Annotated in this window: 25 protein-coding genes; 6 read left to right on the top strand and 19 right to left on the bottom strand. The window is 47.1% G+C overall.

Annotation, left to right across the window (positions count from 1 at the left end):
- Nucleotides 1-25 precede the first annotated feature (25 nt).
- From AC58UW_RS20325 to AC58UW_RS20305, 5 genes are all read right to left on the bottom strand, one after another.
- The gene (locus AC58UW_RS20325; RefSeq protein WP_497422430.1) at nucleotides 26-1,033 is read right to left on the bottom strand and encodes an LLM class flavin-dependent oxidoreductase; all 1,008 of its coding nucleotides are present in this window, start codon (nucleotides 1,031-1,033) and stop codon (nucleotides 26-28) included.
- A 378-nt stretch (nucleotides 1,034-1,411) separates the two neighbouring features.
- Nucleotides 1,412-2,227: a carbohydrate ABC transporter permease gene (locus tag AC58UW_RS20320; protein ID WP_497422429.1), complete on the bottom strand. Its 816-nt coding sequence runs from the start codon at nucleotides 2,225-2,227 to the stop codon at nucleotides 1,412-1,414.
- A gap of 20 nt (nucleotides 2,228-2,247) precedes the next feature.
- Nucleotides 2,248-3,123: a carbohydrate ABC transporter permease gene (locus tag AC58UW_RS20315; RefSeq protein WP_497422428.1), complete on the bottom strand. Its 876-nt coding sequence runs from the start codon at nucleotides 3,121-3,123 to the stop codon at nucleotides 2,248-2,250.
- A gap of 1 nt (nucleotide 3,124) precedes the next feature.
- Nucleotides 3,125-4,423 (bottom strand): ABC transporter substrate-binding protein, encoded by a 1,299-nt coding sequence (locus AC58UW_RS20310; RefSeq protein WP_497422427.1) that lies wholly within the window; start codon nucleotides 4,421-4,423, stop codon nucleotides 3,125-3,127.
- Between the two features lie 39 nt (nucleotides 4,424-4,462).
- Nucleotides 4,463-5,656, bottom strand: a complete 1,194-nt coding sequence (locus AC58UW_RS20305; protein ID WP_497422426.1) for an LLM class flavin-dependent oxidoreductase — start codon at nucleotides 5,654-5,656, stop codon at nucleotides 4,463-4,465.
- A 248-nt stretch (nucleotides 5,657-5,904) separates the two neighbouring features.
- Between AC58UW_RS20305 and AC58UW_RS20300 the strand changes: the two genes are divergently transcribed.
- Together AC58UW_RS20300 and AC58UW_RS20295 are read left to right on the top strand one after the other, a co-directional pair.
- The gene (locus tag AC58UW_RS20300) at nucleotides 5,905-6,777 is read left to right on the top strand and encodes an AraC family transcriptional regulator (RefSeq protein ID WP_497422425.1); all 873 of its coding nucleotides are present in this window, start codon (nucleotides 5,905-5,907) and stop codon (nucleotides 6,775-6,777) included.
- Between the two features lie 112 nt (nucleotides 6,778-6,889).
- The gene (locus AC58UW_RS20295) at nucleotides 6,890-7,084 is read left to right on the top strand and encodes a hypothetical protein (protein WP_497422424.1); all 195 of its coding nucleotides are present in this window, start codon (nucleotides 6,890-6,892) and stop codon (nucleotides 7,082-7,084) included.
- 352 nt (nucleotides 7,085-7,436) lie between these two features.
- On the opposite strand, the gene AC58UW_RS20290 is transcribed toward AC58UW_RS20295, so the two are convergent.
- From AC58UW_RS20290 to fucU, 9 genes are all read right to left on the bottom strand, one after another.
- The gene (locus AC58UW_RS20290) at nucleotides 7,437-9,221 is read right to left on the bottom strand and encodes a sensor histidine kinase (RefSeq protein WP_497422423.1); all 1,785 of its coding nucleotides are present in this window, start codon (nucleotides 9,219-9,221) and stop codon (nucleotides 7,437-7,439) included.
- Between the two features lie 143 nt (nucleotides 9,222-9,364).
- Nucleotides 9,365-10,246 (bottom strand): carbohydrate ABC transporter permease, encoded by an 882-nt coding sequence (locus AC58UW_RS20285; protein ID WP_497422422.1) that lies wholly within the window; start codon nucleotides 10,244-10,246, stop codon nucleotides 9,365-9,367.
- The gene (locus AC58UW_RS20280; RefSeq protein ID WP_497422421.1) at nucleotides 10,243-11,154 is read right to left on the bottom strand and encodes a carbohydrate ABC transporter permease; all 912 of its coding nucleotides are present in this window, start codon (nucleotides 11,152-11,154) and stop codon (nucleotides 10,243-10,245) included. The genes AC58UW_RS20285 and AC58UW_RS20280 overlap by 4 nt, the downstream gene beginning before the upstream one ends.
- A 66-nt stretch (nucleotides 11,155-11,220) precedes the next feature.
- Nucleotides 11,221-12,654 (bottom strand): ABC transporter substrate-binding protein, encoded by a 1,434-nt coding sequence (locus AC58UW_RS20275; RefSeq protein WP_497422420.1) that lies wholly within the window; start codon nucleotides 12,652-12,654, stop codon nucleotides 11,221-11,223.
- Between the two features lie 112 nt (nucleotides 12,655-12,766).
- Entirely contained in the window at nucleotides 12,767-14,089 is a 1,323-nt protein-coding gene (locus tag AC58UW_RS20270) for a response regulator transcription factor (RefSeq protein ID WP_497422419.1), read from the bottom strand.
- A gap of 840 nt (nucleotides 14,090-14,929) precedes the next feature.
- Nucleotides 14,930-15,589: a class II aldolase/adducin family protein gene (locus AC58UW_RS20265; RefSeq protein WP_497422418.1), complete on the bottom strand. Its 660-nt coding sequence runs from the start codon at nucleotides 15,587-15,589 to the stop codon at nucleotides 14,930-14,932.
- A gap of 7 nt (nucleotides 15,590-15,596) precedes the next feature.
- Nucleotides 15,597-17,096, bottom strand: a complete 1,500-nt coding sequence (locus AC58UW_RS20260; RefSeq protein WP_497422417.1) for a rhamnulokinase — start codon at nucleotides 17,094-17,096, stop codon at nucleotides 15,597-15,599.
- Between the two features lie 21 nt (nucleotides 17,097-17,117).
- Entirely contained in the window at nucleotides 17,118-18,908 is a 1,791-nt protein-coding gene (locus tag AC58UW_RS20255; protein ID WP_497422416.1) for an L-fucose isomerase, read from the bottom strand.
- A gap of 82 nt (nucleotides 18,909-18,990) precedes the next feature.
- On the bottom strand, nucleotides 18,991-19,416 hold the full coding sequence (gene fucU / locus AC58UW_RS20250; protein ID WP_497422415.1) for an L-fucose mutarotase: 426 nt from the start codon (nucleotides 19,414-19,416) through the stop codon (nucleotides 18,991-18,993).
- Between the two features lie 121 nt (nucleotides 19,417-19,537).
- Between fucU and AC58UW_RS20245 the strand changes: the two genes are divergently transcribed.
- Nucleotides 19,538-20,545, top strand: a complete 1,008-nt coding sequence (locus AC58UW_RS20245) for a LacI family DNA-binding transcriptional regulator (protein WP_497422414.1) — start codon at nucleotides 19,538-19,540, stop codon at nucleotides 20,543-20,545.
- Between the two features lie 133 nt (nucleotides 20,546-20,678).
- Nucleotides 20,679-20,990 (top strand): hypothetical protein, encoded by a 312-nt coding sequence (locus AC58UW_RS20240; RefSeq protein WP_497422413.1) that lies wholly within the window; start codon nucleotides 20,679-20,681, stop codon nucleotides 20,988-20,990.
- A gap of 386 nt (nucleotides 20,991-21,376) precedes the next feature.
- On the opposite strand, the gene AC58UW_RS20235 is transcribed toward AC58UW_RS20240, so the two are convergent.
- The 5 genes from AC58UW_RS20235 to AC58UW_RS20215 form a co-directional block, all read right to left on the bottom strand.
- Nucleotides 21,377-21,886, bottom strand: coding sequence for a hypothetical protein (locus tag AC58UW_RS20235; RefSeq protein ID WP_497422412.1), 510 nt, complete (start codon nucleotides 21,884-21,886; stop codon nucleotides 21,377-21,379).
- A 56-nt stretch (nucleotides 21,887-21,942) separates the two neighbouring features.
- Nucleotides 21,943-22,470, bottom strand: coding sequence for an SDR family NAD(P)-dependent oxidoreductase (locus AC58UW_RS20230; protein WP_497422411.1), 528 nt, complete (start codon nucleotides 22,468-22,470; stop codon nucleotides 21,943-21,945).
- 422 nt (nucleotides 22,471-22,892) lie between these two features.
- Nucleotides 22,893-23,105: a twin-arginine translocase TatA/TatE family subunit gene (tatA, locus tag AC58UW_RS20225; protein WP_497422410.1), complete on the bottom strand. Its 213-nt coding sequence runs from the start codon at nucleotides 23,103-23,105 to the stop codon at nucleotides 22,893-22,895.
- A gap of 20 nt (nucleotides 23,106-23,125) precedes the next feature.
- The gene (locus AC58UW_RS20220; protein WP_497422409.1) at nucleotides 23,126-23,686 is read right to left on the bottom strand and encodes a RidA family protein; all 561 of its coding nucleotides are present in this window, start codon (nucleotides 23,684-23,686) and stop codon (nucleotides 23,126-23,128) included.
- A 20-nt stretch (nucleotides 23,687-23,706) separates the two neighbouring features.
- Complete coding sequence (locus AC58UW_RS20215) at nucleotides 23,707-25,314, bottom strand: flavin monoamine oxidase family protein (protein ID WP_497422408.1); 1,608 nt, start codon at nucleotides 25,312-25,314, stop codon at nucleotides 23,707-23,709.
- A gap of 230 nt (nucleotides 25,315-25,544) precedes the next feature.
- On the opposite strand from AC58UW_RS20215, the gene AC58UW_RS20210 reads away from it, so the two are divergent.
- Nucleotides 25,545-25,772 carry a MerR family transcriptional regulator gene (locus AC58UW_RS20210; RefSeq protein WP_145657875.1) on the top strand — a complete coding sequence of 76 codons (228 nt, stop codon included), beginning with the start codon at nucleotides 25,545-25,547 and terminating at the stop codon, nucleotides 25,770-25,772.
- Nucleotides 25,773-25,800: 28 nt separating this feature from the next.
- Nucleotides 25,801-26,559, top strand: a complete 759-nt coding sequence (tatC, locus tag AC58UW_RS20205; protein ID WP_497422407.1) for a twin-arginine translocase subunit TatC — start codon at nucleotides 25,801-25,803, stop codon at nucleotides 26,557-26,559.
- Nucleotides 26,560-26,592 lie beyond the last annotated feature (33 nt).

Below are 26,592 nucleotides of genomic sequence, written 5' to 3'. Positions count from 1 at the left end.
TTACGGAAAGCGGATCTCACCTATATTAGTCCTGCATGTCAAATACTTCAGCCAATAACCGGTAGGAATGAATTCGCGCTGCTACATCATGAATGGGCGACACAACCATTAATTCATCAGCTTGATAAGCTTCGTTAAGCTTTATCATTTGCGCTTTGACTTGCTCTGGTGTACCGACGACACGCTTATGTTGGCGGTCTTGGATCAAAGCCAGATCCCCCGGCGTATAAGGGTAATTCGTTGCAGTCTCTGCTGAAGGAAAGGAAGGCAGCAGTGCACCGCGGCCTAGTGACAAGAAAAACAAATCCGAACTCGAAGCTAGACGTTTTGCCTCTTCTTCCGTATCCGCGCATATGACCATGATCGCTGCAAGTGAGTGAGCTTGTTCATTCAGGATCGACGGCTTGAAGTTCTCACGATAAATCCGCAATGCCTGCTCGCAGTCTGCATTGCCAAAAAATTGCGCAAAGCCAAAAGCGGCGCCTTGATCAGCAGCTATTCGGGCACTGTCGTAGGAAGAACCCAACAGCCAAATTTCCGGTGCAGTCTCAATAATTGGAGATGCGTGCAAAGCCGCAAAACGGTGGCTCGGCGGCAGCGAGTCATACAAATAGCCCGTTAGATCAGCAACCTGCTGAGGGTATTGGTCTACACTTGTGTATTTTCCTTCTTGCAAGGCACGCGTGGATAACGGCATACCGCCTGGTGCGCGGCCGAGACCAACGTCAATCCGTCCCGGATGAAGCGCCTCCAGCAACCGGAAGTTCTCTGCTACTTTATAAGCACTGTAATGAGGCATCATAATGCCGCCTGACCCTAATCGTATGCGATTCGTTTTGGCAGCCAAATGTGCGATAAGCACCTCTGGACTTGAGTGCGCGAGCGCTTGTGAAGCATGATGCTCCGATACCCAGTATCGCGAATACCCTAATTTATCCGCTTCTTGCGCTAGCTCCGTCGTTTCGGCCAGCGCACTTGCCGCGGTACGGCCTTCCCCTATTTGTGATTGGTCCAAAATACCCAATTTAAACATCGTCGATCACCTCATCTTTAACTGTAACACAAGAAAGCACAGAATAGCAAAAAACAGTCAAGCCTCAATCCTTGACTGTTTTTGCCCTCCATATATTGTGCTATCCGGGAGTGTTTAACACGTAAGGCAAAGGCAACTTTTTTGGCATTCTGCATGTGGCCAACACAGATGCGCAATGCTCATTGGACGAAATCCAATGAGAATGCCCTCATCAGGAGAAATTTCTCCTTCTCGTTGGATGAAATCCAATGACCTCGGGGAAAATCACGCTTTTTCACTAAAAAATTAGACTTTTATTGGATTTCATCCAACGAAAATAGCATATGCACCCCAAATCATCACATTTCGTTGGATTTCATCCAATGACAGCCGCACTACCTACCCCTTCAATGACCCCGCCATCACGCCAGCAACAAAATAACGCTGCAGGAACAAAAACAGGACAACCATCGGTGCTGCTGTGATCACTACGCCTGTTAACAACATCGGGTAATCCGTCACGTATTCGCCTCGGAACTGCAGCATGGCAAGCGGAAGCGTGAGCTTCGATTTACTGTTGATAAGCAGCATCGGAATGAGCAGATCATTCCATACCATGACGAACAAAAAGGTTGCTGTAGCGGCCAGTGAAGGCGCCGACAAAGGCAATGCAATGCGCGAGTACAACATCCACTCGCCCGCACCATCAATGCTGCCTGCTTCCAAAATCTCTTTGCTCAGTACCTGCATGAAACCTTTCAGCATGAAGACCGTTAAAGGCATCAGCATCGCGACAGAGACAAGAATTAAGCCATATAGACTGTCCGACCAGCCAAGTTTGTGCGTTAACGAATAGATGGGCAGCATGTTCACTTGAGAAGGGACGATGAGTCCTGCAATGAATAAAGCAAACAGAACCGTTGCAAGCTTGCCACCCAACCGAAAGATCGCATAAGCGATCAAGCTGCCTAGCAGCAGCTCGATGAATACTGTGCCTAACGTCACTTCTACGCTGTTCAAAAAATATTTGCCGATCGTCTGGCCTTTGAACATGGACGTAAAGTTAGACAATGTGAATGGCTTCGGCCATCCCAGCGGTGAAGCAAAAAAATGCTGCGTCGACTTAAACGACGAAATAAAGACAAAATATAAAGGTGCTGTGATAATGACGGCATACAGCAGCAGCACAACGCGACCGAACCATTTCATTCCCATATCGGTTAACCTCTTTTGAATTAATACGAAACACGGTCCGCACGCAGCGCTTTGAACTGCAGAACCGTCAAAATAGACAACAAAATCAGGAACAATACAGAACCGGCAGAAGCCAAGCCAAACGAATAGTTAGCAAAAGCCGTGTGATAAATGTATGTGGTCAAAATTTCGGTAGCATAATTGGGTCCGCCATCCGTCATGGTAAAGATTAAATCAAAAGCTTTAAACGACTGAATAGTCGTATAAGCAACAACAATCGTCGCTGACGGAGCCAGAAGCGGCCAGGTTATTTTACGGAACACCTGCCACTTGGTGCCCCCATCCATTTTCGCTGCCTCATACAACTCTTCAGGAATCGCGTGCAGGCCCGCAATAAACACAATCATCATTTGCCCGGCATGCGCCCAGACCTGAACACCTGCTATGGCGTAGAGCGCGATTTTGACCCCGCCAATCCAGTTTTGACCCCATGCCCCAAGCCCTGTTTGGTGGAGCAAAGTGTTGATTAGTCCTAGGGAAGGATCGTACATAAACGACCAAATCAACCCCACCGCTACAGACGAGAGGATGGTCGGGAAAAAGTAAAGCGCACGCAGTAGCACGTGAATTTTAGTATTTTTCACTAGCAGCATGGCAAGTAGCAAGGACACAAACGTTTGCGCGATCACAACCGTCAGCATAAATTTCGTATTGTTCCAAAGCGCTTTCTGGAAGACGATGCTATGCAGCGTTTTGGCGTAATTGTTCAGTCCGACAAGCTGATAGGACGGCGATACGCCGTCCCAATCTGTAAACGAGTAAAACAATCCGGTTAATGTCGGCAAGACGAATAAGAACAAGTACAGCAGCGTTCCCGGCAGAAGGAACAGCCATAGCACACGGCGATTATGTGTCATCTTATTTGACTAGATGCTGATCGATAATAGCCTGCGCTTCTTTCGCAGCATCCTGAGGTGATTTACCGCTGAGCACGGCCTGAATCGAATTCGTAACAGCCTTCTGATTATCAGCATTCGTGATGCTGAAGCGCGGCTGGAAGAGTGTTTTCTTACCTGCCCACTCTGTCGCCACCTGAAGCTCAGGCGTTGTGTATTGAACGTCTTTGACCGTTACATTTTGCCCTGTTTCATTCGCATACGTACCCGCAATCTCCTTGCGGCTTAAAAATTCAATGAATTTCTTAGCCTCAGCCGGATGCTTGGATTTACTATTTACCGCCAGCAGAAATGTGCTTGTGTGGACACCTTCGAATTTGGCCTGATCAGCAGCAACTGTGATAGGAGCGAGCAGCTTTTGCTCCAGATTCGGATTTTGCTTTTTATTTTGCGCTAATTGATAAGATCCGCTGGCCAGAATGGCTGCTTTTTCTTGGATAAAAAGAGCCCCTGCTGCCGCGTCCTTCGTGCCAAGCGCATCAGGTTGGAGATAGCCTTTATCGTTAAGCTCCTTGAACTGGCTTAAGGTTTTGACCCAGAACTCGTCGGTTAATTTCGCTTGACCTGCTTCAACCTTGGTGAAGATATCGGTGCTTGGTTCATTGTTCATCACCATCGTATTCATAAATTGCCCTGGACCAATATCCGCGCCTGCGAAAGCAATCGGAATGATGCCATTCTTTTTCAGCGTTTCGCATAAAGCAAGAAAGCTTTCCCAATCCTTAGGCGGGGTCAGATTAAACTTTTGGAACAGTTTGACGTTATAAATCGGATCGTTGTAAACCAGTTGGTAAGGCACAGCCACTTGTTTACCGTCTTTTTTGCCCACTTGAATGAGGGTATCATTAAAATTGCTCAGAAACTTTTCCGAGGATAGGTCCGCGAAAATACCCGCTTTGGCTAAAGCTTCAAACTGCGCGCCAGGGAACGATGTAAAAACATCACCTACAGAACCGTCCGCCAGCTTGGCTTGCGCTGTGGATTGGTACTGCTCCGAGGGCATCGTTTGCATCTCCACCTTAATGGCCGGATTCTCCGCCTGGAATTTAGCAATAATGCCGTTCAAGGAGTTCACATCTTCTCCACGCCAATGCAGGAAGCTAATGGTAACAGGTTTGCCTGAAGCAGCGGTCGTGCTAGCTCCAGTTGATGCTCCTGGCGTCGACGCAGTGTCCGTGGCTGATCCGCATGCTGCCGTAAGGATGGATAGCAGCGTGACTGTTGCGACGAGGAAACCGCTCTTTCTTCTATGTTTTTTCATGGAAAGACCTCCTGATTGTTTGTATCGTTAGGATGTTACTTACGCGTTGGATGGCACTCCGGCTTCTGCCAGCTTCAGCTGCCATTTTTCCCTGAATAAAGGAAGTGCGGCTTGACCGAATGTCTCGGCCTCCTCCAGATGAGGGTAACCAGAAAGGATGAACGACGAGATGCCGAGTTCGGCATATTCAATCAAACGATCCGCGACCTGGTCGGCTGTACCTACAATGAGGATGGCACCGCCGGAGCGAACCAGTGATAAACCGGTCCACAGATTGGGTCCTACGACGAATTGTTGGCCTTTCGAAAGCTCTCTTAAATCGTTCTGACGCTGCTGATTGGTAGCATCTGTCTTGGCAAACGCGGCTTGCGCTTTCTCGATTGCTACTGGCGATACCTTGGAGATGCTCTCCCAAGCTGCTGCCCAAGCCTCTTCTTCCGTATCACGAACGAGCACCTGCGCTCTTAATCCATAACGAAGAGGACGATCGACACCTGTTTCTGCCTTATACTCGGCCCGAACGGTTTCTATCTCGCTGATCTGCTCACGAATCCAATCATGCGGCTCTCCCCACATGAGATAGGTGTCAGCAGTCTCAACTGCCAATCGCTTGGCAACCGGTGAACTTCCTCCTAGGTAAAAAGGCGGATGAGGCTTTTGAATCGTTAAAGGGGACGATACGGGACGATTGAATTGATAGTACTTGCCTTGATAAAGTTTGTTCTCTTTAACCGCTTCACCCTTCGATGTATCCGCAAACTCGGAAGCCGCGAGGACTTCTGTTTGCGTCCAAGCCTGCTGCATAACCTCTACATACTCTTTAGCACGCTCGTATCTTTCATCATGGGCATGCGCTAGGGGATCTCCGAGTTCCTCCAAATCCTGCACGGACGAGCCGGTTACGACGTTAATCATCGCCCGCCCTCCGGAAAGCACATCCAATGCGGCTCCCATGCGCGCTGCCAGAACAGGGGCAACAAGCCCAGGACGTACCGCAACTAACGGGCGCAATGCAGTCGTATGACTCATCACTGCAGAGCCCACAACCCAAGCGTCCAAGCAAGCACCGCCGGTTGGGATCAGGACAAATTCAAACCCAGATCTCTCTGCCGTTTGCGCAACATCGATTAAATAATCTAACGTAGCTTCTCGCTCCGGGGCTACTCCAACATACTTGCCATCACCTGATGTCGGCAAAAACCAACCAAATTCAATCTCTTTATGAAGTGTCATCTCAGGCTCTCCTGTCGACTTGATGTTATTTTATATGTTGCTATTTCCAGTTGTCTGGTCAATATCCAACAAAAAAGGTAGGAATAGAATGTATTAGTATCATAACAACGAACCACGGCATGGGTCAATGTCATTTCGCGTTATTTTTAACTTGTCAATTTGTGGGTTTCGATCTTATTATGGAGTTGTGGTTCTGCTTTCTTCATGAGTATCCGATATGCTAGGCATGTGAAAAAGAGGTGTAGTCAATGAGGAAGAATATGCGTGAAGATCATCATGAGTATTTGGAGATAACCTATTTTACCCCGTCTGAATTTGAAAAAGCAGGCAATGTATGGCCCATCCGTATCGGCCATAATATCGCGAAATCAAATTATCATATCGGTCCTAGGACCACACCCTATTATTATTTAATTTTCGTTTTGGAAGGCGAAGGAACATTTCATCAAAGCAATCAGACCTTTTCACTTGGCAAAGGCGATATGTTTTGCTTATTTCCGCAGGTGACGCATGAATATGTCACGGTCGCGAGCAATCCGCTGCGTAAAATCTTCGTGGCTTTTGACGGGAAGCAGTCGCTACATTTGTTGGAACGAATTGGACTGAGCCCCCACTCGCCTCATCTCTCAAGCGCAGCAACAGAGCAAGCCGTCAGCCTGATGTGGGATTTCATTAGCGCAGTCAGCGAAGGAGAGCGTCAAGCGACGGATTTGGCGAGGCTTAATCATCTTTATCAAGTTTTTAATTCATTGTCCGGCATGCACCAGCCCGCCGCCAACCATGAAAACCGCGCCCTTACTTGGCTGCAAATGGGCCTCTCTTATATGCAAATCCATTATGCCGATGGAATTACTGTACAGCGAGTATCCGAGCATGTTGGCGTAGAAAGAACGCATTTTACCAAGCAATTCGGCAAAACTTATGGGGTTACACCGATGCAGTACCTCCAGAGCTTGAAAATGAACGAAGCCCAGCTGCTTTTGGAGCAAACGGCATATACGCTTTCAGAAATTGCAAATTCCGTTGGCTATCCTGATTTGTTTAGCTTTTCTAAAGCGTTTAAGAAGCACTTTGGGATGCCCCCAACCGCCTATAGGCAGCAAAAAAGAAGCAATTCATGATTTTTACATGAAATAAGCCAAGAATTGACAATATCTATCAAATTACACCTCTACCAAAATTGCGCGAATGATGATAGTTTAAGATATACATCAAAGCGAGGGAGAGATCAGAATGAGAACCATTTATGAGAATTACCGAGGCTTTAAGATTAGTAAAGAAGAAAGCACTTATAATGCTATTTCTTCCGACCATGTTATTTTTAGCCGTTGGCTCCTGAGCCAGATCCTGGATACGGTTGATCAATATGTGGATATTGCTGATCACAACACATCAACGAATACCGAGTTTGGTTTTCCGCAAAACTAAACGTAAACATAGCCTCAAACGGAAGAACCTATTGGTATAGTTATACCGATAGGTTCTTTTTTGATTACTTTCAAATAACCCTAGCGGCGTTTTCCGCTAAGTCTTACTTAGAGGGAACTGTAGTCCTCTATTTAAGAGGAAATCGAGCTATGTCATCCCTAGCGGAACTACAGGTCCTTATTTCTCCTCCTTGTTACGTTTTCCACAGGAAATTGGCATAATAAAGGACCGTAGTTCCCATCACAGTCGAAAAGCCTGCCTGTTCTGGGAAATAGCGTCCTGTAGTTCCCTCGACGCAAAGTGGTTGGACGATTGAACGATTGTACGATTGCCTCACCTGCCACCAAGGGCCTCAGGCCGGAGGCTGCTTCCATTCGTTCTCGTCAAGGATCGCCGGAATCTCAATCCAGGCACGTACGCCCTGATCTTCTCTATGGCTGTAATGCAAGCCATAGCTGCTGCCAAAATGCAGCTGTATCCGCTTCTGAACATTAATAATGCCAAACCCGCGATTGTTTTCTTTGCCTTTTAGAATAGCATTAAGCATCTCGATATCCGCCTGCCGGTAACCGTTATCTTCTATGCTGATAATGACGAGACCCTTGCGCACTCGCACCGTGATCCACAACTCCCCGTCTTGACTCATATGCTTAATGCCGTGCAGAATGGCATTCTCAATGATAGGCTGCAGGATGACCTTAGGCACGAGATACTTTTTGGCATCCTCCTCAATGTCCCAATGCACCTGGAAAGCGTACTCGTAACGGAACAATTGCAAGCGGACATAAGCCTCCGCATGATTCTTTTCCTCCATCACCGGAATTAGCAGTTTTCCTTTACTTAGCCCGATCCGCATAATAAGCGATAAATCCTTAATCATTTCAGCGGATTCCGTCGCGCCTTCCATAAAGGTATGCCAATAAACAGACTCCAGCGTATTGTACAGAAGGTGCGGATTAATTTGCGTATGAAGAATCGATAATTCGATTTCTTTATGCTTTAATTCAAGCTCGTATTGATCATAAATCGTCTGATTCAAACGGTCGGTCATCCGGATAAAATGGTTGCTGAGCAGCACAATCTCATTTTTACTCTCCGAATGCATGGAAATCGCCAGCGGCCTGCCCGGATGATAGGAATTAGTAATTCGTGCCAGCCTCGAAATCGGCTTCAAGATCGATTGAATAAAGTACATGCTCGCCAAAAATAAAATAAAGAAATAAATAAACATAATCCAATCCACAAGGCGCTGCACACTGATATGATCAATAATGATTGATTGAACGGGCACCCTCATCAGCAGTTTCGTGTTTGTAGCCTCACTTGTGTGAAGCACATGCATATACTCTACGCCAGCTTCCTTTAGCTTATAAACACCTTCTACTTTATCGGCAGCAGCGGGCATTGTGGAGCCGATTTGGAATTTCTCCGTGTTGGTGGCGAGCACTGTGTTATCTGGGTCCAGCAGCATGACTTGGCCATCCGCATACTTATCAAAGGGCGAAAAATCCTGTTGCAAAGGCGTCTCAATGCCCGAAACAAGCAAGTAACCAATGACCGTTTCCCCGTTATAAATGCTGTTAAGCTGCCGCAAATAAGCAACAGTTTTCACGTTATTCGGATTATAGCCGAACTTATCAATAACGCGAAGAACCCCTTTTCCCTTAGCTTGACTAACCGATTTGTACCAAGAGAGCGCATTCAAATCCGTAGCATAAAAGATCCCGTTGTTTAAAACATCCGAATTCGGCACGAAGGAGTACTGCTTATCGGTGTCTGAAAAGAACATCGAATAACGAATCGCATTCGTAGAATAATTGCTCAAATATTTATCAAGCGTCTTGAAGATTTCAAACCGCTCATATTCCGATGAGGAGGGGATGCTCGCGAGCTGCTGAATCTCCTGAGAGATCATGATTTTCTCCGTCTTCTCTTCAAAATCACTGCTCTCCCTATCCAACGTTAAGTGGCTTCCTCGCACTAATTGCAGCAAGGCGTTGCCCACCTGCTCTTCTGTAATGGACTCCAGCTTTTTGGCGACAACCAAATCCAAGACCAATATCGGGATGACGACGAATAAGATGAGCAGGACGATCAGTTTTTTCATCAGATTCATATTACGCAGCATTTTTCGCATACTGATTATCCTTCCTTTCAAGCCATTTCATCAGGTCATACGCCCGATACACCTTGCTTTCACCTAGTTTCGCGATCGCGGAGACATTCTCCTTTTAGCAAAAGAAAACGCCACCAGAAATAGTTCTGATGGACGTTCTTCGCTTATCCTTTTACACCGGAAACCGAAATACCGCGAATAATAAATTTTTGAAAAACGAGGAAAAACACCACCGGCGGCAGCATCGCCATTGTCAATACCGCAAAGCGGACACTCCACGGGATAACCGATGTCGAGTAAACGACATACAGATAAATCCCCGTTGCGAGGGGATACATCCCTCTCTCCGTCATGACCAGACTCGGCCAGTAGAAATCGTTCCACGTCGCCGAGAAGGATAACATCAACAGCGTACCGATGATCGGAGTAGACAGCGGAACCGCAATCCGGATAAAGGAGCTGAACTCGCTGGCGCCATCGATCCTCGCCGCTTCCAGAATCTCCTTGTGAATGCCGTCAAAGAAGTTTTTGAGCAGCAGCATGAAATACGCATTAGCCGCAGCCGGCAGCCAGAAAGCCCAGTAGGTGTTCAACATACCGAGGCTTTTCAAATTGAGCAGGTTAGGCACAACGTATGTGGCCGGCGGGATGAGGAGCGTAGAGAAGAAAAACAGCGTCACCCATCGTTTGAAGGGAACTCTTAAATGTGACAGCGCATATGCCGCTAATCCAATCAGCAGCAGGGAAACGATCACATTGCCGGCATAGATGAACACGGTATTTTTGAGAAATGTCAACAATGGCAGGTCAAATCCGGTAAAAGCATCCTTATAATTGGTCCAAACCCAGCTCTTGGGGAAAAAGGTAGGAGGGAAAGCGAAAAATTCTTCCCGCGTTTTCAGTGAACCAAAAAACGTATTGAAAAACGGGTACAGCATCGTTACACCCACCAATAGCATCAGCACCACCATGATGGTGTAGCCCGTGCGCACCGGGCCTTTTTTCATATCAAATCTAGAAATAATGCCGCGTTCTTCTTGCTTCATGCCTTCTCACCTCTACGCTGCAGCAGATTGTATAAGACGGACATCAGGATTAAGACAAAAAACATGCAGCTGCCCATCGCGCTCGCTTTGCCAAAATCAAGATCACGGAATGCCGTATGATTAAGCCATAGCAGGTACGTCAACGTGGCATTGTTCGGTCCGCCATCGGTCATGGATAACTGCGCTTGGAAGCCCTGTGACGTCGTGATCACCTGCAGAAGAAGCAGGAGCAGCATCAATGTTCGGATACTTGGCAAGGTGATGTAGCGAATTCGCTGCCACACGCTCGCCCCGTCAATCTCCGCCGCTTCATAAATATCCCTTGGAATTCCCACGATAGCAGCGATATAGATGAGCGTAGCCGCCCCGAAGCTTTGCCACGTTTCAAGCAAAACAATGGAACCCATAGCGAGCTTAGGGCTGAAGAATTGCAGCTGAGGAAACCCCAATGATTGCAAAAAGGAGTTAATCGGACCTACTGCATCATAGAACCACTGCCACATGCCGTATAGGACGATAGCGGGAATCGCACTTGGCAAGTATCCGATAATGCGCGCTCCCCCCTGAAACCACTTCAATTCCGAGACAGCGATAGCAATGAGCGGAGGAACCCAGAAGCCAATCACGATACCAAGCGCCATATAAAACAAGGTATTTTTGACAGATATCAGCAGAAGCTCATCCTGAAAAATACTTAGATAATTTGCAAGACCAATAAAATGATTGCCGTCCACAAAATCAATATTGTAAAAACTATAGAATATGCCTTTGATAATCGGTACCCACAAGAAAATAATAAATACTACAATCTCCGGGATGATGAATAACGTTCCCCACAGATACCAATTCATCTTCTTCTTAACGGTGCTTGCCGCTGCGGCAGGCTGTACACTTAATTCTGCATCCATCTCCAACACTCCTTATAAAATCGGACCTAAACCGCAAAAGCAGCTTAGATCCGATTGTTCCGGTCGCTATTCGACTTTCACTTTATCAAAGACTTCCGATTGCACTTTGTTCGACGCATCTGCAAGAGCCTTTTTCAACTCCACATCTTTGGTTGTGAACACTTTTTGGATTACATTGGCCATCTCTGTGTAATACTTTTGCGCTTCGTACTGGGCTTCCGGCTTGCCGTCCCAGAGGCTGAGCAGCTGCGGATCGTATTTGAAAACGTTGTCATATTTAGCTAATAAGTCCGTGTACTTTTTACCGAAATCGGAGGAATCCTTCCAGTAGTTGATCGGCTGCGGAATGTAGACGCGGTTTTTCGTTTTACGGTCCTCGATTTCTTTTTTCGTGGAGTTCAAGAAATCGTCCGTGAAGTACTCATCCGTAATCCATTTGAAGGCTACAGCCTGTTGGTCTTTGTCACTCTTCGGATTAATCACGCGGTAGTTGCCCCCGAGAACGCCTGTATGCTTGCCGCCTTTGGTCAATGCTGGCATCGGATACACAACCATATCCTCTTTGGAAATGCCGCCTTCATTAATCGCAGCATCAGCTGCATTCCCGCTTCCGCACATCACCATCGCGCCGCGTCCTTGCGAGAATGCACTTAGTGCGTCGCCGTAGCCGAGTGCCCAGTTTTGCGGAATCAAGTTCTCATCTTTCAGTTTTTTATAAAATTCAAGCGCTTTCAAGCCGGCGTCTGAATTGAAGATTCCTACGACTTTGCCACCGTCGAGCTTCTGTACATCCCCGCCTGCTGCATAGAGGAAATTCGTCCAGTTCCATCCTGCTTCTGGACCTTTCCCCATTGGGATAAAGCCTGCGATCCCTTTGGCTGGGTCGTTGATTTTTCTTGCTGCTGCAAGCAGGTCATCCCACGTCCAATCCATTGGCGGCAGTTCGACGCCTTTCTCCTTGAACAGCTTCTTGTTCAAAGTAATCGTCATGACGTATCCATCGATCGGTACACCATACGTTTTGCCATTCACAACGAACGGTTTGGAGAGGAGATCATTCATGTCTTTCGCATGTTCCCAGGCATTCATGGAATCGGTAATGTCCGCTACCCATTTCTTATCAACCAGCACTTTGCCTTCGGTCGCATAGGTTGTGTATTCGGTCGGAGCGCTGTTGGAAGCCATTTTGATCCCGATTTCAAGCGGGTTGTACTGCCAGTCGTCTTTCTTAAATTCAACGTTCGGATTTTTCGCCTTAAAGCGGGTGATCCGCTGATCCAGTTGATCGTTTTTCTCTTTTTGATCCGGCTTGAAGCCTTGGGCGGTGATGGTCACCTTTTTGGCTGCAGGCGTTGCCGTAGAAGCGCCAGTTGCCCCTGTTGCGGCCGGATTAGCCGGGCTAGCACTCGGCGTGCTCGTAGTCGCTGATGGCGTGCCACATCCTGCCAGTAGGACAGTCAGTGCGATCGCACTGATTGCGGATGTCTTTTTACCTCTCATCGTTGGTTCCCCTCTCAAAATCATGTTAGTTACGTTTGCTGCTACAATTCCGATTATAAGGGGGACCCCGGCAGCCTAGCGATGTGCACTATTACGCTAATCATGTCGCATATTACGGTCCCGCCACTTTGACCTCCGAAATATTCATCCCAAAATGCTTTTTAAAAATTTTACTAAAATGCTCCGGCGATTCGTACCCGATTTCCTCCGAAATTTCGTATCTGCGTTTGTCAGTCATGAGAATCAGCTGTTTCCCTTTTTCCATGCGCAGCTGGGTCACATAATCCCAAATCCCCTGGCCCATCACTCTTTTAAACAAATAACTCAAATAATTGGGGCTCAAATGCACACTATCTGCGATGTCCTGCAGCTTCAGCCCTTTATCGCAAAAATGATGTTCAATATACGTTTTCGTATCAAAAACAATGCGATTATTCGCCTCGTCCACCTGCGTGTTCGTTAAATTCTGCTCATTCGTCGTTTTCCCGATATCCTCTATGTAAAACATATAGTGGTCTTTCTGTGTCTCGCCCCACGTCAAGCTCTCCATCGCTTCTTTATAAATGGCAGGCCATTTGATGATGCCCTCCTGAATGCGGCTGATGCCGATTTGGCTTTTGACATTCACATATTTTTGCAAATTCGCGTTCATCATTTGGGCTACCATCAGCATCTGATTAATACTCAACGTGCCTTGCTTCTCCTCCTCAGGGATTTGCATCAGCAAGGAAAAGGTGGAATTGTGCGTATTGAAAACAAGGTGGTTCCACTGACTTGCGGTCTCTTCGATAATATTCAATGCGGCGTACTTCAGAAGACTACGGTCTTTCAGTGTCGCAATCTCCTCATCTCTAATGCCGCCACGGTTCAAAAATAATTTGATCACCAACATGCTGTAATGCGTACCTGACACACGATTTCCGAGCTTCTCCCTGATATCGGGCACTTCAGATTCATGAACGGTACCCGTAACAATCTCGCTCAAATAATAGTTCATTTCCAGCGTGGTAATGTCCGCCAATGTTCGGTTGCCTTCCCAATTGGAAAAATGCTGCTGCCGTTCTTCCTTTTCCTTCAGTAGCTTCGCTGTTACAGCAATTAGGTGCGGCGGAGTAATCGGCTTCACCAAATATTCCTTGGCTCCGAAACGGATCGCTTTCTGGGCATATTCAAACTCGCCATGGGCGGATAAAATGACAATCGGGATCGATGGATCCTCCATGAATATATTTTCAATTAATTCAATGCCATTCATCTTTTCCATCTGAATATCGGTAAACACGAGGTCAATTTTCTCCAAATGGATGAAATCGAGCGCCTCAAATCCGTTATAGGCAATAAAAACCTCGCCAATATCCAGTTTGGATTGCTTCAAAATGGTTGCGACACCTTTGCAAATCATCGGCTCGTCATCTACGACTAAAATATTTACCATGGGTCACCTCGGCATTCTTTTCATGCATTCCCTTCATTTTATTGTACAACAATTGGCTTTCCTATGGTTTTTATTACGATTATTGTGTCGGATGTAACTGTGTGACCCACAATTTGAAAGACTGAACACATAGAGTGAGTGATGAAACCTTCAGAGTGAATGACTAACACAAAGAGTGAATGACTATACCTTCAACGTTTGAGTGTGGGGAGGGAATTGAATATGGGGTTCCAACCGTTTCTTGAAATCGTGTTTCATATAAATTGGTTTTTATGGTTGGAACACGATTTCAAATACGGGCGCTACGCTTTTCCACCCCATATCCATTCCCTTTTTGTTCTACTTAGTGTTGACTGCTGCTTCTAAGTCTTCACACTTACACCCTACTTCCGATGTTCAACACCTTGCCTCCAGTTCCCGTTGGATGTTTTCCAACGAGAACTGCTTTTTGATGCGTGTTTTCTTCGTTTCGTTGGATGAAATCCAACGCGATCGGCAAAAGTGAGGCTAAAACAAGCCAAAATCGTCTGTTGGTTGGATTTTGTCCAACGAAAAGGACGAAATAGCACCTGTAATTGGGTTTCCATTGGAAAACGTCCAATGAGTTGGGCTTGTAGCCGCCACTACAACCACAACACATTAACAAAGTATCCGTCACTCCACCAAAGCAAGCATCACTCTACCAAAGCAAGCATCACTCTACCAAAGCAACCATCACTTAACCAAAGTAGCCATCACTTCACCAAGGCAACCTCCGACCCACCAAAGCAACCAGAACAAACCAACACATAAAAACCCGTCCCCATCGGATGCCGATGAGAACGGGTTACAGGTTAACCTTTATTTCATTTGCTGCAATAAATTTACGCGGTAAGCTTCGCTTTCCAAGCCTTGAATTTCTTTGTACTCTTCCTCCGTCAGCCTTCTAGGCGTGCCGACCGATTTGGCGATGAGATAAATTTTTGCGCTTTCTTCCATTACTTCGGTGCGATAGTAGGCTTCACGCAGGTTTTTGCCGGTGGTGACGAGCCCATGATTTTTCAACAAAATCGAGCTGTAACGATCGGCCTTTTCAGCTACGAGGTTGGCCAGTTTATCCGTTGTTGGCACAACGTAAGGTACGAAGGCCACATCGCCGACTAACGCAGCTTGGTCAGGGAACAGCATCGGCAGCTCATCATCCACAAGTGTTAAGGCGATACAGTAGGCTGGGTGCGTATGCACAATTGCCGCCATGTTCGGGTTCACGCGATAGCAGAATAAGTGCATGAGAACTTCAGATGATGGACGATATGTTTTATCTAAAATGGTGCCCGAAGGGATATCAACCGGTACCCACTGATCCGGCGCAATATCTTCAAGCGCAAAACCGCTCGGGGAAAGATACATCGTATCCTCGAATCTCGCGCTGATATTACCGCCTGGACCTACGACGAGGCCTTTGGCTACACTTTTTCGTGCATATTTCGTTAATTCTTTTCTTACATGTTGCTCCGACATCGCATCTTCAGCTCCTTACAGATTTCTTGGCAATGACTTGCCTGAACGTTTGATAAGCTTCCTGCCACTGTGACTCATCTCGAGACTCATAACGGTCTGGCGGAAAGGAATCCCTTACGGCTTGGCGGATCTGATCGAGCGAATCCACCTCGCCATGCGCTTTGACCTGCATCATCATATTGCCGATGGCAGTCGCTTCAACAGGCCCCGCAATGACCGGACGGCCAGTCGCACTCGCGGTCAGCTGGCAAAGCAGGTGGTTTTGAATTCCGCCTCCCACCATATGAATCGTTTGCAGCTTTTTGCCTAGCAGCTCTTCAATTTCGTCTAACGTTTGTTTGAATTTCATCGCCAAACTGTCCACTACACAGCGAATAAGCTCCGCTTTGGTTTGCGGTACGGATTGGCCGGATTGCGCGCAATAACGGCGAATCCGATTGGGCATGTTGCCCGGAGCCAGAAATACCGGATCCTGCGCATCGACATAGCTGTGAAGTCCTGGCTCCGCCTTCGCCATCTCCTGCATCTGAGCGAAGCTGAGGAATTCTCCCTCCAGCTCCCACTGCCTTTTGCATTCTTGCAGCAGCCAAAGGCCCATAATATTTTTCAGCATGCGAATTTTGTGTTCAGCGCCGCCTTCGTTCGTAAAACCATAACCGAGACTTTCTTCAGTTAGAATCGGTTGATCGATTTCTACGCCCATGAGCGACCAAGTGCCGCACGAAATGAATGCATAATCCTTCTCCAACGAAGGGATAGAAACGACGGCAGAAGCCGTGTCATGCGAAGCTGTCGCTACGACAGACATGCCGCCGATTTGGAGCTCATCTGCGATTTCTTGGCGCAGGTTCCCTTCCTTCGTTCCAGGCATCACGATGTCTGTGAACAGGCTAGCCGGGATACCTAGCGTGTGCAGCAAGTTCCTATCCCAATCCCTTGCTGCCGAATCAAGCAGACCCGTTGTGCTGGCGATCGTGTACTCGGTTGAACGGATGCCGGATAAATAGAAACGGAATAAATCCGGCATAAGCAGCAAGCGAACATCCTCTGGCAGCGCTAATCCCTGCTCATTTTTCTCCGCATAAAGCTGAAAAATCGTATTAAAAGATAAGGGCTGAATGCCTGATCTGCTGTACAAATCCTGCGGGGGAGTATGCTGCAGCATAGCCTCCATGGCCTCTGCATTGCGAGCTTCCCTATAGTGATACGGATTGCCAAGCAGCTTTCCTTTGCCATCAACGAAGCCATAGTCGACTCCCCATGTGTCAACGGCAATAGACGCTGGGCTGCCGGGTGACTGCTGTTTAAAGGCATGAATGCCTTTTTTCAACTCATGAAAAAGCCTGAGAAAATCCCAATATAATCTACCGCTGAGCTCAACAGGATCATTGGCAAAGCGGTGAATTTCTTCAACTGTAAGCTTCGAGCCGTTCCACCGCCCCAGCATCGTTCTACCGCTGCTAGCCCCGAAATCGACGGCCAACATATTCAAATGGTTCGTGCTCACAAGGTGCCACCTCAATTCCTCTTACTTGTATAAAGGACCGAAGGAGCCGCAAGCTCTGAAATCTGCACCTTCAGGATCGGACGTTCCGAAATTGCTCCAAACGCGCGGACGGAACACTTGCTCTTTGGCCACATTATGCATGGAAACCGGAATTCTCAAAATCGCCGCCAATGTAATCAAATCTGCGCCAATATGACCATAGCTGATCGAGCCGTGGTTCGAACCCCAGTTATCCATAACCGAGTACACATCTGTGAATGACCCTTCACCTGTCAAAATAGGAGCAAACCAAGTCGTCGGCCACGTTGAATCCGTGCGATCATCTAACGTCTTGTGAACATCCTCAGGCAGATCCACCGAGTAACCTTCAGCCAATTGCAGGACAGGTCCTAAGCCCTTCACAAGGTTGATTCGTGACATCGTTACTGGCATTCCGCCTTTCGTAAGGAAGTCTGTCGAGTACCCGCCACCACGGAAATATTCGACGGAAGCCGGGCGCCAGGATGTCGCTTTTAGACATTTGCCCACTTCTTCATCCGTGATTTCCCAATAAGGCTTAATTACAGGCTGACCATCACGTGTCATCTCACCCGTACCGTCGAGTGCAGCAGGTCCTGAGTTGATTAAGTGAAGAATGCCGTCTTTTGCTGCGCCGCTTAATGTGTGCCCCGTTACCCGTTTAACGGCATCTGGACTCCAATATGTTCTTACGTCTGCAAAAATTTGCGCCGTATTCGTCAACAGGTTGCCGAACAGCATCGCAACCCCGTTCAAGCTGTCGTTTTCAGTAGCAACCAAATAAGGCGCGCGTTTGCCGTTCCAGTCAAAGGACGAGTTCAAGATGGCTTCCATGAAGTCGCCGTTCGGGAAGTGATCTGTCCAGTGGCGTTGACCTTGGAAACCGGAAAGGATCGCGTTGTGACCAAGCGCTTCTTCACCAAATTCAAGATCGTTCAGACGCGGATTACCTATCATTAAATCCCTGACAATCAGGGACATTTTCACGACAGTCTCCCAATCTTGATCTTTTTTTTCACGGGTTGTTTGGATGGCAGCTGGATTTTTATCCGGTCCTTCTGCGCAATTCTCTTTGACCCAGTTTAGCGCCAGTTGGTACTCTTCCGGATCGAAAATTTCCTCGTCAATGCGTCGAACTAGCTCCGACATATCAACATATTCATTGCGCATGCCCAGGTAATTCTGGAATAGCTCCTCGTTCACGATTGAACCCGCAATCCCCATAGAAACGGAGCCAATCGACAAATACGATTTGCCTTTCATGTAAGCGGCTGCAAGGCCAGCCTTAGAGAAACGAATCAATTTATCCTGAACGTCCTGAGGAATATCGGTCGTACCGGCATCCTGCACATCTTTCCCGTAAATGCCGAAGGCAGGAATCCCTTTTTGCGCATGACCAGACAAAACAGCCGCCAAATAAACCGCGCCAGGACGCTCTGTACCGTTAAAGCCCCAAATCGCTTTCGGCGTGGATGGGTCCATATCCATCGTTTCTGTTCCGTAACACCAACAAGGAGTAACCGTAATGGACACGCCTACACCGGATTTCGTGAATTTGCTTGCTGCTGCCGCTGCTTCAGCCACCCCGCCAATGCAAGTGTCAGCAATGACACACTCCACAGGCTCGCCATTCGGATATTTCAAAGTTTCGCTCAATAGTGCGGCTACCGCTTTGGCCATGTTCATCGTTTGCTCTTCAAGGGATTCGCGAACCCCTTTTCTTCTGCCGTCAATCGTTGGTCTGATCCCGATCTTAGGGAATTCCTGGTTCCATCTGTGGTTACTGTTTGCCATTTTGTTATCCTCCTCAGTATTAGGTGATTTCGATTTATGCAGTCCAGACACACGTTAAATTTAGAGTTATCGATAATTTAAATTACGAGCTAATGACACCTTTTTTCAAAATTACATTGGCGTATAGAGCATTTTCGCTTGTTGCTACAATGGCATAGGCTTTCTTAGCTCTTTCATAATAGGCAAAGCGTTCTACATACTCAATCTCTGGATTCATATGCTTTTGAATGATTGCTTCGTACACGCCCCAGATCGGCGTTTCTACTTTATCACCCGGGACAACAGCCATTAAAGCTACCGGCTGTTCACTGTAAGTATCCAGCGGAAACAACGATAAAACCGCTTCCAATAATTCCGGGACGCCATGGCCGTCGCAGCGAAGCAGACGATTCGTATGACTTGCTGCGGGAAAATTTCCATCCGCTAAAATAATTTCATCGCCATGGCCCATCTCCATCAGCACCTTCAATAACTCAGGCGACAGAATGGGAGGTATTCCTTTTAGCATATTCAAGTCCTCCTCTGAAAATGTGTGTTATCGATAACTCAAAATTATCAACTTTAAGCCTTGCTGTCAATCTTTAATTTCTATACAATAGACAAATACATGAATGAAAAGGTGACGCTATTTGATTACAATTTATGATATCGCTGAAAAAGCCGGTGTTTCGGCCATGACCGTTTCCCGAGTTATCAATAACACAGGCCGCATCAGCGAGGCCACGCGTAAGCGCGTGAAGAAAGTTATGGAAGAGCTCCACTATATTCCGAACTCGATGGCTCGCAGCCTCGTACTTCAAAAGACTAAAATCCTGTCACTGCTCATAACGGATATTACGAACCCGTTCTATACGACACTGGCCCGCGGGTCTGAAGATGCCGCTTTACGAGCCGGATACCGGCTGCTATTCGCGAATAGCGATGAGGACTACGCCAAGGAAAAAGGCTATGTCGATATGATGCTGTCCACTCGCGTGGATGGCGTGCTGTTCGCGCCGACTGGGGATCATTCGCTCGAGAACTTGCTGCAGCTGCAAAAACACAATATCCCCTTCGTCGTGCTCGACCGTGAAATCCCGGGTATTGAAGCGGATCTCGTACTTGGGGACAGCAAGGAAGGCGCAAGAAAGCTCGTAGAGCACTTGATCGAGCTCGGGCATCGCCGTATCGCTATGATTAACGGTTCCCCGGATGTCTCTACCGCTCGTCTAAGGTATACAGGATACCGCGAAGCGCATCTGCTCAGCGGGCTCGCTGTAGAGGATTCGCTTGTGATTCATCGAAACTATCGGGATTTCCAAGATGAATCTGCGCTTGATGCGCTGATCCATCACGAGAATCCGCCTACCGCGATTTTTGCAGCTAACAACATGCTGGCAATCGGTGCCATTCAAGCCTTGAGAAAACGCGGCCTGCAGGTTCCCAGCGATCTCTCGGTCGTTTGCTTCGATGATTTTGGCCACACTGACGCCTTAAATCCTTTCTTGACCGTAGCTTCGCAGCCTGCCTACCAATTCGGCGCGCTGGGTATGCAGCTGCTCATTGAGCGCATTGAAGGCGAAGCAACGCTGGAGCATCGGAAGATGATTCTGCCTTCCGAGCTGCTCATTCGCTCGTCTACGCAAGCTTTGACATAAGGCATCTGGTACGATGAGAAACATCGTTACGCGCGCGCACGATCCGCTGCGCGCTCCGCAACGATGTAATATATCGTTGCAGTGCCTTGCGCCGCACGCGCAGCAAAATCACCATGTTATCAAAGGAGATCACATGAATCCAAACGTTAAACAAGCCCTGCTAACAACCATCGACAACTGGAACGCCATGTCAGCCTCGCGAAACGATGAGCAGGAAGCGGTCGCGGACCAATTCCAGTCCTCTTTTTACCTATTCATCGATGCTTTCCGTGAATGGGTCCATGGGTTAGATCCACGGCCGCAATCCATTGATGATCTGATGAATTTAGAGATGGTGCAGGACATCCTGGACATCCTCCCCGAGCCGCTCCACCTCAATTTCGAGACAGAAGCCGAGTTGATCATGGATAATGTCCTCCGAGTTGACGAGGATACGTATGATTAAACACGAATGAGGCTGTCCCCTAAATTCAAAAAAAGAAGCTCCCCTCGGTCATTCAATGACTTTGGGATAGCTTCTTTTTAACCAACCTTAGTAGAAGTAGGACGGAAAAACTACCGTTATTCTGCTCTGCACTGTGGCAAAGAATGAAATAGCGGTAGAAACTCCATCTATATCGATGGTAGATCGGCGAAATCTGCCAGATTCGGTGAAATTAGCGGTAGAAATGCCAGTTAATTAGGTATAAGTAGGTTAATTATTAAAAATAGCAGGAGTAATCGGCGTTAAATATATGTAATCTAGGTTTTCCCTTTAATTGGAAGAGCCTATCCCCCAAATTAGAAGCTATCCCTTGGTCTTTCGACTTTGGGATAGCTTCTTTTTCATGTCTATACCGTTTTATCTACAAATGCAACTTGATTGTGCTCAGCAAATTTCTTCAATCTGCCCGCCATTGCCGCAACATCAAAACGATTCAATGTTCTGTTGTAAACCCAGCGTGGGGACTTGCCTTTCAGATGAATAACCACTTGCCCAGGCGCATACACGATCTCGTTAATGTTATCCGCGCTGAGCATTAGCTCTCTGGCGAAACCACGCTTCGAGAGGCTCGTCTTACTCACCTTGAGATAAGGCCGGCGAATGAAATAAACGAACAAACCTACAACCAAGTACGCGCAGGTTGTATACCAATACATGGTATCCCCGCTTGTTTTAGTCAAGGTCAACAATAGAAAGACGGAAATCAGAACGAAAAACAAAGCTAACAGAATACTTCTACCCTTAAATACTTCAGCCCGATCAGGGTCTGTAGATATAGGGGCAACCCCTCTTTTGGACCTATCCTTATTTATTTTCTTAGCATTTTTACTGACCATTCGTTCCCACTTGCGAGACATTCATTTCACTCCTTGGTTTTCTGCGTTCTGGACTCCCTGTCATTTCAACAATCGATTTAATAGCCCCTCGTACCGTTTCCATGGCAAAAAACTTCTTGCCCACAGTCCCGTCTGCACACCGCGACCAAGCGGATAGCGAGGCTTAGCTCCCTGCTAGTCCACCAGCCGCGCGATAGTATCTGCGACTTCCTGAGGATCGGGTGCAGTCGTGGACACTTTCCGCGAATACGCCAGCACCCCTGTTGAGCCGCTGCCAATATGGCGCTGCTTCCGTCGGAACATCTTCCGCATACGCCAACAGCGAAGCCGGCATTGTTAATCAACACATCGATTCGTCCATACTTCTTCATGATAGCAGAAATAGCCTGTTCAATCGATGTCTGAATCGTTACATCTAAGTGTATGGTGTCGATAGATGAGCTAACACCTGCCTTTTCAGCTTGCAGCAGCAAAGATTCGCTTCTGCTCAAGTCCCGCATCGCCGCGATGACTTGATACCTTTTTTGAGCCAATGCAAGTGACGTTAATAAGCCGAATCCGCTGGATGCGCCTGTCACTAGTGCGATTCCACGTGCAGTACTCATCACAGCTGCCACCACATCTTCCAATCACTATCCTACATAATCCCATACAAACCTCACATTGTCGATATGCAAAAGGGATGAAGTGAGCGCATTCATTCTCATGCATGCCCATAACCCTTACGTTTTAATCCCCTCCCTCCAACAAAAAGAAGCCCCAGACAAGGGCTTCTTCCCACACAATCAATTATTCATTCACATTGGAGTTATACAAATTACCTCAACCCGTACGGGTGTCATTCTGTGCAGTCGTCCCAGTTGCAGCGCTTGTCGCATACACCACATAGCCCGCCGAGCTATCCAAATTCACGGTGTTATTGTTATAGGCAAAAAAACCTGCACTTGTTCTCCTCGAAAGTGAGGAGATCAAGTGCAGGTTTCGTTTATCCGCATCGTTTAACCTTATCGTTTAGTCGTACTGTAAGTTAAGCCTTTGCTTTATCAAGCAGTTTATCATCGCTCTCGATATGATCAGCTGTTTCTTTGCCTTCAGAAACAAGTTCCCTGGCAGAACTCTTAAATTCATGCAGCGTACGGCCAACGGCGCGTCCAAGCTCGGGAAGTTTGGAAGGCCCGAATAGCACCAGAACAACAACTAAGATTAACATGAGACCTGGAAACCCAATATTTTGCAGCATAGATCATCAACTCCGTTTCATTAGTCTTGGTTATGATGCTTCGGATATACCGCTACCGCTTCGATTTCGATCAGCCAATCAGAGCTTACGAGACCTGCAACGCCAACCGTGGAACGCGCCGGTTTAACAGGATTGGCTTCTGTGCCGAAGAATTGGGCATAAGCATCAAACCAGCCCTGATAATCAAACTTATTGTCTTTGGCGGCATCAGCCGTTACATAAACACGCAGATAGGCGACATCGGCAAGCGTTAAGCCTTTCTCCTTCAATTGCTTCTCAATTTCCTTCAAAATACCGATACCTTGCGTTTTGGTATCCCCATAACGCTCATAGATGGTTTTGCCGTCTTTATTAATTACCGGCGGTACCGTACCGCTTGTAAATAAATAGGAAGAACCGGCCGGGACGGATACACCCGCAGAAATCGAGGAGCTCGGATTGCCGTAGAACTCGACTTCATTAATGGGTTCAGCTGCGTATTTATTCGTCTTTTCAGCTCCCGCTGCATAAGCGCTAACGCAAATGAGGCATGAACCTATGGTGGCAGCTGCAATTGTTTTCACTTTTTTAGTTAAGATCATCGTTCATCGCTCCCCTTTGTCTACTCTTTCATGACGCGCTCATGAATCTCGGTGACCACTTTTCTCGCAGACTCGATAGCCCCTGCTTGCCAAGCGGTAATATAACTGATGTGCTCCCCTGCCAAATAAATGCGGCCGTCTGGCTTACACAAAGTCGGATAGTAGGTTTTACGGTCATCCGCCGTATACGAAGCCCATCCACCCAGATTATATTTGATCCTCTTCCAGTCGATGGAGAACGAGGCTTCGAACTCTTTGTGATATTGCGGATGAATTTTGGCGCCTTGGTTTAAAGCATGGTCTTCACGTTGGGCAGGTGTCATTTTACCAAGTTTATCCGCATTGCCGCCGAAGGCGTAGTAGCCGAGCAGCAGCCCTTTTTTGGCAAAATATTCGGTAGGCGGATAATAGATGCTGGAAATATCCATATTCGTCAGCGAGCTTCCGCCGTAGATGAACTCATCTTCCTCCCAGAAGCGGCGTTTGAATTGAAGACCGATTTTACCTGCAGATGCGTAAGCGATCTTGGAAATTGCGGTCCTCATTTCAGCCGAGAAATCAGCCTTAATATCTTTGAGAACAGGGAGCGGAATGGTACAGATACAGAAGTCTCCAGAAATCTCTTTGCCAGCACCCGTGTTCAAATCTTTATACAGAATGGTTACGCCATCGGATGATTGTTTAATTTCTTGCACTTCGGAATGGAACACAATTTTGTCGCTGACACGCTTTTCAAAAGCTTTGGCAATCATATCCATCCCGCCAACCGGGTGGAACATCATCATTTGCTGATCGTAGGAATATTCGCTGCTAAAATATTGTCCAAAACCGGAATTAATGATGGCCTTTAAGCTAAAAGGATCTTTTCGGACGCCTGAGTCGAATTTACCGCCTGGTTCCTCGGTGTATCCGGCCCGCTCCGAACCTTTATAGAACAGATCCGCATTAAGATCCCCTTCGGATTTCAAGTACGCGACAAGCTTCGCTTTTTCTTCTGTTGTCAGCGGGAGATCCAGCGCCTTCTGATTCACGGCTTTGGCCAGCATTTCGGCTACATAACCTCTCACATCTGCTTTGGCTTGACGCTTCGGAATTTTCACACCAGATAGTTCGCCAACATTTTCATTGTAATAGTAGCCGCTTTCGTTCACATTGTTAAAAGGCTCAAGCGCTACGCCAAATTTGCGGGCATAATCCAAAGTCACATGAAATTGCGGAATCCGCATTGGCCCTGCGTTAAAATACATGCCATTATCAAAGCGGGCAACTTGCTTGCTGCCGCCAATTTCCGTGACCGTCGTTCCTCTGCGAACCGACCATGCTCTACCACCCGCACGAGCTCTAGCTTCTAGAATGGTGCATTGATACCCCGCATTTCCTAGTTCATAGGCAGCTGTTAAACCTGCAATCCCTCCGCCTAAAATGATAACTTTCTTGCCATTGCGATTTGTAGATGTGAGATCCCAGCCAGAAGGTGGCGTATAGTCGGCTGCTTTCATTGTCTCTGGGGATAACAAACCTAATGTACCCATTACACTGAAAAGTGCGGCTGACCCTCCTACTTTTCCGACTGTAGTTAAAAATTGTCTACGTGTAATTTGATCTTCTTTGATCGGTGTCTTCTCCATGCTCCCATCTCCTCGTTCGTGTTTGGATAAACCGCACATTAAACATACCAACGGAAAATGGTTTCGTCATTAGTTTGTGTAAGATAACATTACATAAATTAAACTTATACTAGGATAAAAACAGGTTATTTGATCTGTTTTTTCCGAGGTGATAGAGTTTACTTATATTTACGTCACTTACATGTTAGTTTAACTTACATAATGGAGGTTGGATAACGATGATTACGAAGATGACGCAAAAGAAAGTGATACAAATAGGAGTGGTCAGTGAATTAACAGGATTATCAGAAAGACAAATTCGCTACTACGAAGATCGGAAGCTTATTTTTCCGGAGAGGAGTAAAGGTGGCGTTCGCAAATACTCGTTCGAGGATATTCAATTGATTATGGACATTCATACGAAAATGTCAGACGGCTTCCACACCGTTGAGCTCAAGCGCATGCTGGCAGGTTCGTAAGGCAAACTGAGAGTTGGAGGCGCCTTCTATGCAACTAAAAGAAATGATGTCACTGGTTGACCATTTATCCGAACTCCGAACCCGCATTATTCGTATTTTGGTCGTTCTTGTTCTTACGATGATTGGCGGCTTTTTCGCAGCTCAGAAAATTCTCCTCTACTTCAAAGAAACACCACCGGCTTCTGATATGAGTTGGCATGTGTTCTCTCCCATGGATGGCATTCGCATCTATATGATGATCGCCTTCGTAATTTCGCTTACGATTACGCTGCCTTTTATCCTTTTTCAACTATGGGGATTCGTGAAAGAAGGTCTTACCAAGGAAGAACAAAGCGCAACACTTCGCTATATCCCTTATACATTCCTTTGCTTTATCATCGGCCTTTCCTTTGCCTACTTCGTCGTTTTCCCGATGTGTATGACATTCACAGTTCGTATTACCGAAAATCTTGGTTTGACCCAAACCTATGGTGTCGCTCAATATTTCGGCTTTATGCTGAATATCGTGCTCCCCTTATCCATCGCTTTCGAATTGCCTATCGTTGTGATGTTCCTGACGCGAATCAAGCTGCTCAATCCGAAGCTGCTGCACAAATTTCGCCGGTACGCCTATCTCGTGCTCGTCATCACGGCCAGCCTCATTTCGCCGCCTGACCTCATTTCACACTTGATGGTTGCTGTGCCCTTGTTTGCTTTATATGAAATCAGCGTCGTGCTTTCCCGCTTCGTTTTTAACGCGCAAATCCGCGAGAGCAGCAAACTGAACGCTGAGGTCCCTTCCTATTAAAATAGGCCTTCACTATCATTGCCTTCCCTTGCT

The organism is Paenibacillus sp. J22R160, assembly GCF_059692135.1.
The sequence above is the reverse complement of the archived record's forward strand: the minus strand, read 5'-3'. Positions and strand labels throughout refer to the sequence as shown.

What these genes read in the sequence shown, in the direction of transcription:
- fucU (WP_497422415.1), bottom strand. Translation starts at nt 19,416, where the DNA reads ATGCTAAAAGGAATACCTCCCATTCTGTCGCCTGAGTTATTGAAGGTG.
- AC58UW_RS20275 (WP_497422420.1), bottom strand. Translation starts at nt 12,654, where the DNA reads ATGAGAGGTAAAAAGACATCCGCAATCAGTGCGATCGCACTGACTGTC.
- AC58UW_RS20295 (WP_497422424.1), top strand. Translation starts at nt 6,890, where the DNA reads ATGAGAACCATTTATGAGAATTACCGAGGCTTTAAGATTAGTAAAGAA.
- AC58UW_RS20270 (WP_497422419.1), bottom strand. Translation starts at nt 14,089, where the DNA reads ATGGTAAATATTTTAGTCGTAGATGACGAGCCGATGATTTGCAAAGGT.
- AC58UW_RS20315 (WP_497422428.1), bottom strand. Translation starts at nt 3,123, where the DNA reads ATGACACATAATCGCCGTGTGCTATGGCTGTTCCTTCTGCCGGGAACG.
- AC58UW_RS20300 (WP_497422425.1), top strand. Translation starts at nt 5,905, where the DNA reads ATGAGGAAGAATATGCGTGAAGATCATCATGAGTATTTGGAGATAACC.
- AC58UW_RS20280 (WP_497422421.1), bottom strand. Translation starts at nt 11,154, where the DNA reads ATGGATGCAGAATTAAGTGTACAGCCTGCCGCAGCGGCAAGCACCGTT.
- AC58UW_RS20230 (WP_497422411.1), bottom strand. Translation starts at nt 22,470, where the DNA reads ATGAGTACTGCACGTGGAATCGCACTAGTGACAGGCGCATCCAGCGGA.
- AC58UW_RS20215 (WP_497422408.1), bottom strand. Translation starts at nt 25,314, where the DNA reads ATGGAGAAGACACCGATCAAAGAAGATCAAATTACACGTAGACAATTT.
- AC58UW_RS20325 (WP_497422430.1), bottom strand. Translation starts at nt 1,033, where the DNA reads ATGTTTAAATTGGGTATTTTGGACCAATCACAAATAGGGGAAGGCCGT.
- AC58UW_RS20255 (WP_497422416.1), bottom strand. Translation starts at nt 18,908, where the DNA reads ATGGCAAACAGTAACCACAGATGGAACCAGGAATTCCCTAAGATCGGG.
- AC58UW_RS20210 (WP_145657875.1), top strand. Translation starts at nt 25,545, where the DNA reads ATGACGCAAAAGAAAGTGATACAAATAGGAGTGGTCAGTGAATTAACA.
- AC58UW_RS20265 (WP_497422418.1), bottom strand. Translation starts at nt 15,589, where the DNA reads ATGTCGGAGCAACATGTAAGAAAAGAATTAACGAAATATGCACGAAAA.
- tatA (WP_497422410.1), bottom strand. Translation starts at nt 23,105, where the DNA reads ATGCTGCAAAATATTGGGTTTCCAGGTCTCATGTTAATCTTAGTTGTT.
- AC58UW_RS20235 (WP_497422412.1), bottom strand. Translation starts at nt 21,886, where the DNA reads ATGTCTCGCAAGTGGGAACGAATGGTCAGTAAAAATGCTAAGAAAATA.
- AC58UW_RS20320 (WP_497422429.1), bottom strand. Translation starts at nt 2,227, where the DNA reads ATGGGAATGAAATGGTTCGGTCGCGTTGTGCTGCTGCTGTATGCCGTC.
- tatC (WP_497422407.1), top strand. Translation starts at nt 25,801, where the DNA reads ATGCAACTAAAAGAAATGATGTCACTGGTTGACCATTTATCCGAACTC.
- AC58UW_RS20285 (WP_497422422.1), bottom strand. Translation starts at nt 10,246, where the DNA reads ATGAAGCAAGAAGAACGCGGCATTATTTCTAGATTTGATATGAAAAAA.
- AC58UW_RS20310 (WP_497422427.1), bottom strand. Translation starts at nt 4,423, where the DNA reads ATGAAAAAACATAGAAGAAAGAGCGGTTTCCTCGTCGCAACAGTCACG.
- AC58UW_RS20305 (WP_497422426.1), bottom strand. Translation starts at nt 5,656, where the DNA reads ATGACACTTCATAAAGAGATTGAATTTGGTTGGTTTTTGCCGACATCA.
- AC58UW_RS20220 (WP_497422409.1), bottom strand. Translation starts at nt 23,686, where the DNA reads ATGATCTTAACTAAAAAAGTGAAAACAATTGCAGCTGCCACCATAGGT.
- AC58UW_RS20290 (WP_497422423.1), bottom strand. Translation starts at nt 9,221, where the DNA reads ATGCGAAAAATGCTGCGTAATATGAATCTGATGAAAAAACTGATCGTC.
- AC58UW_RS20240 (WP_497422413.1), top strand. Translation starts at nt 20,679, where the DNA reads ATGAATCCAAACGTTAAACAAGCCCTGCTAACAACCATCGACAACTGG.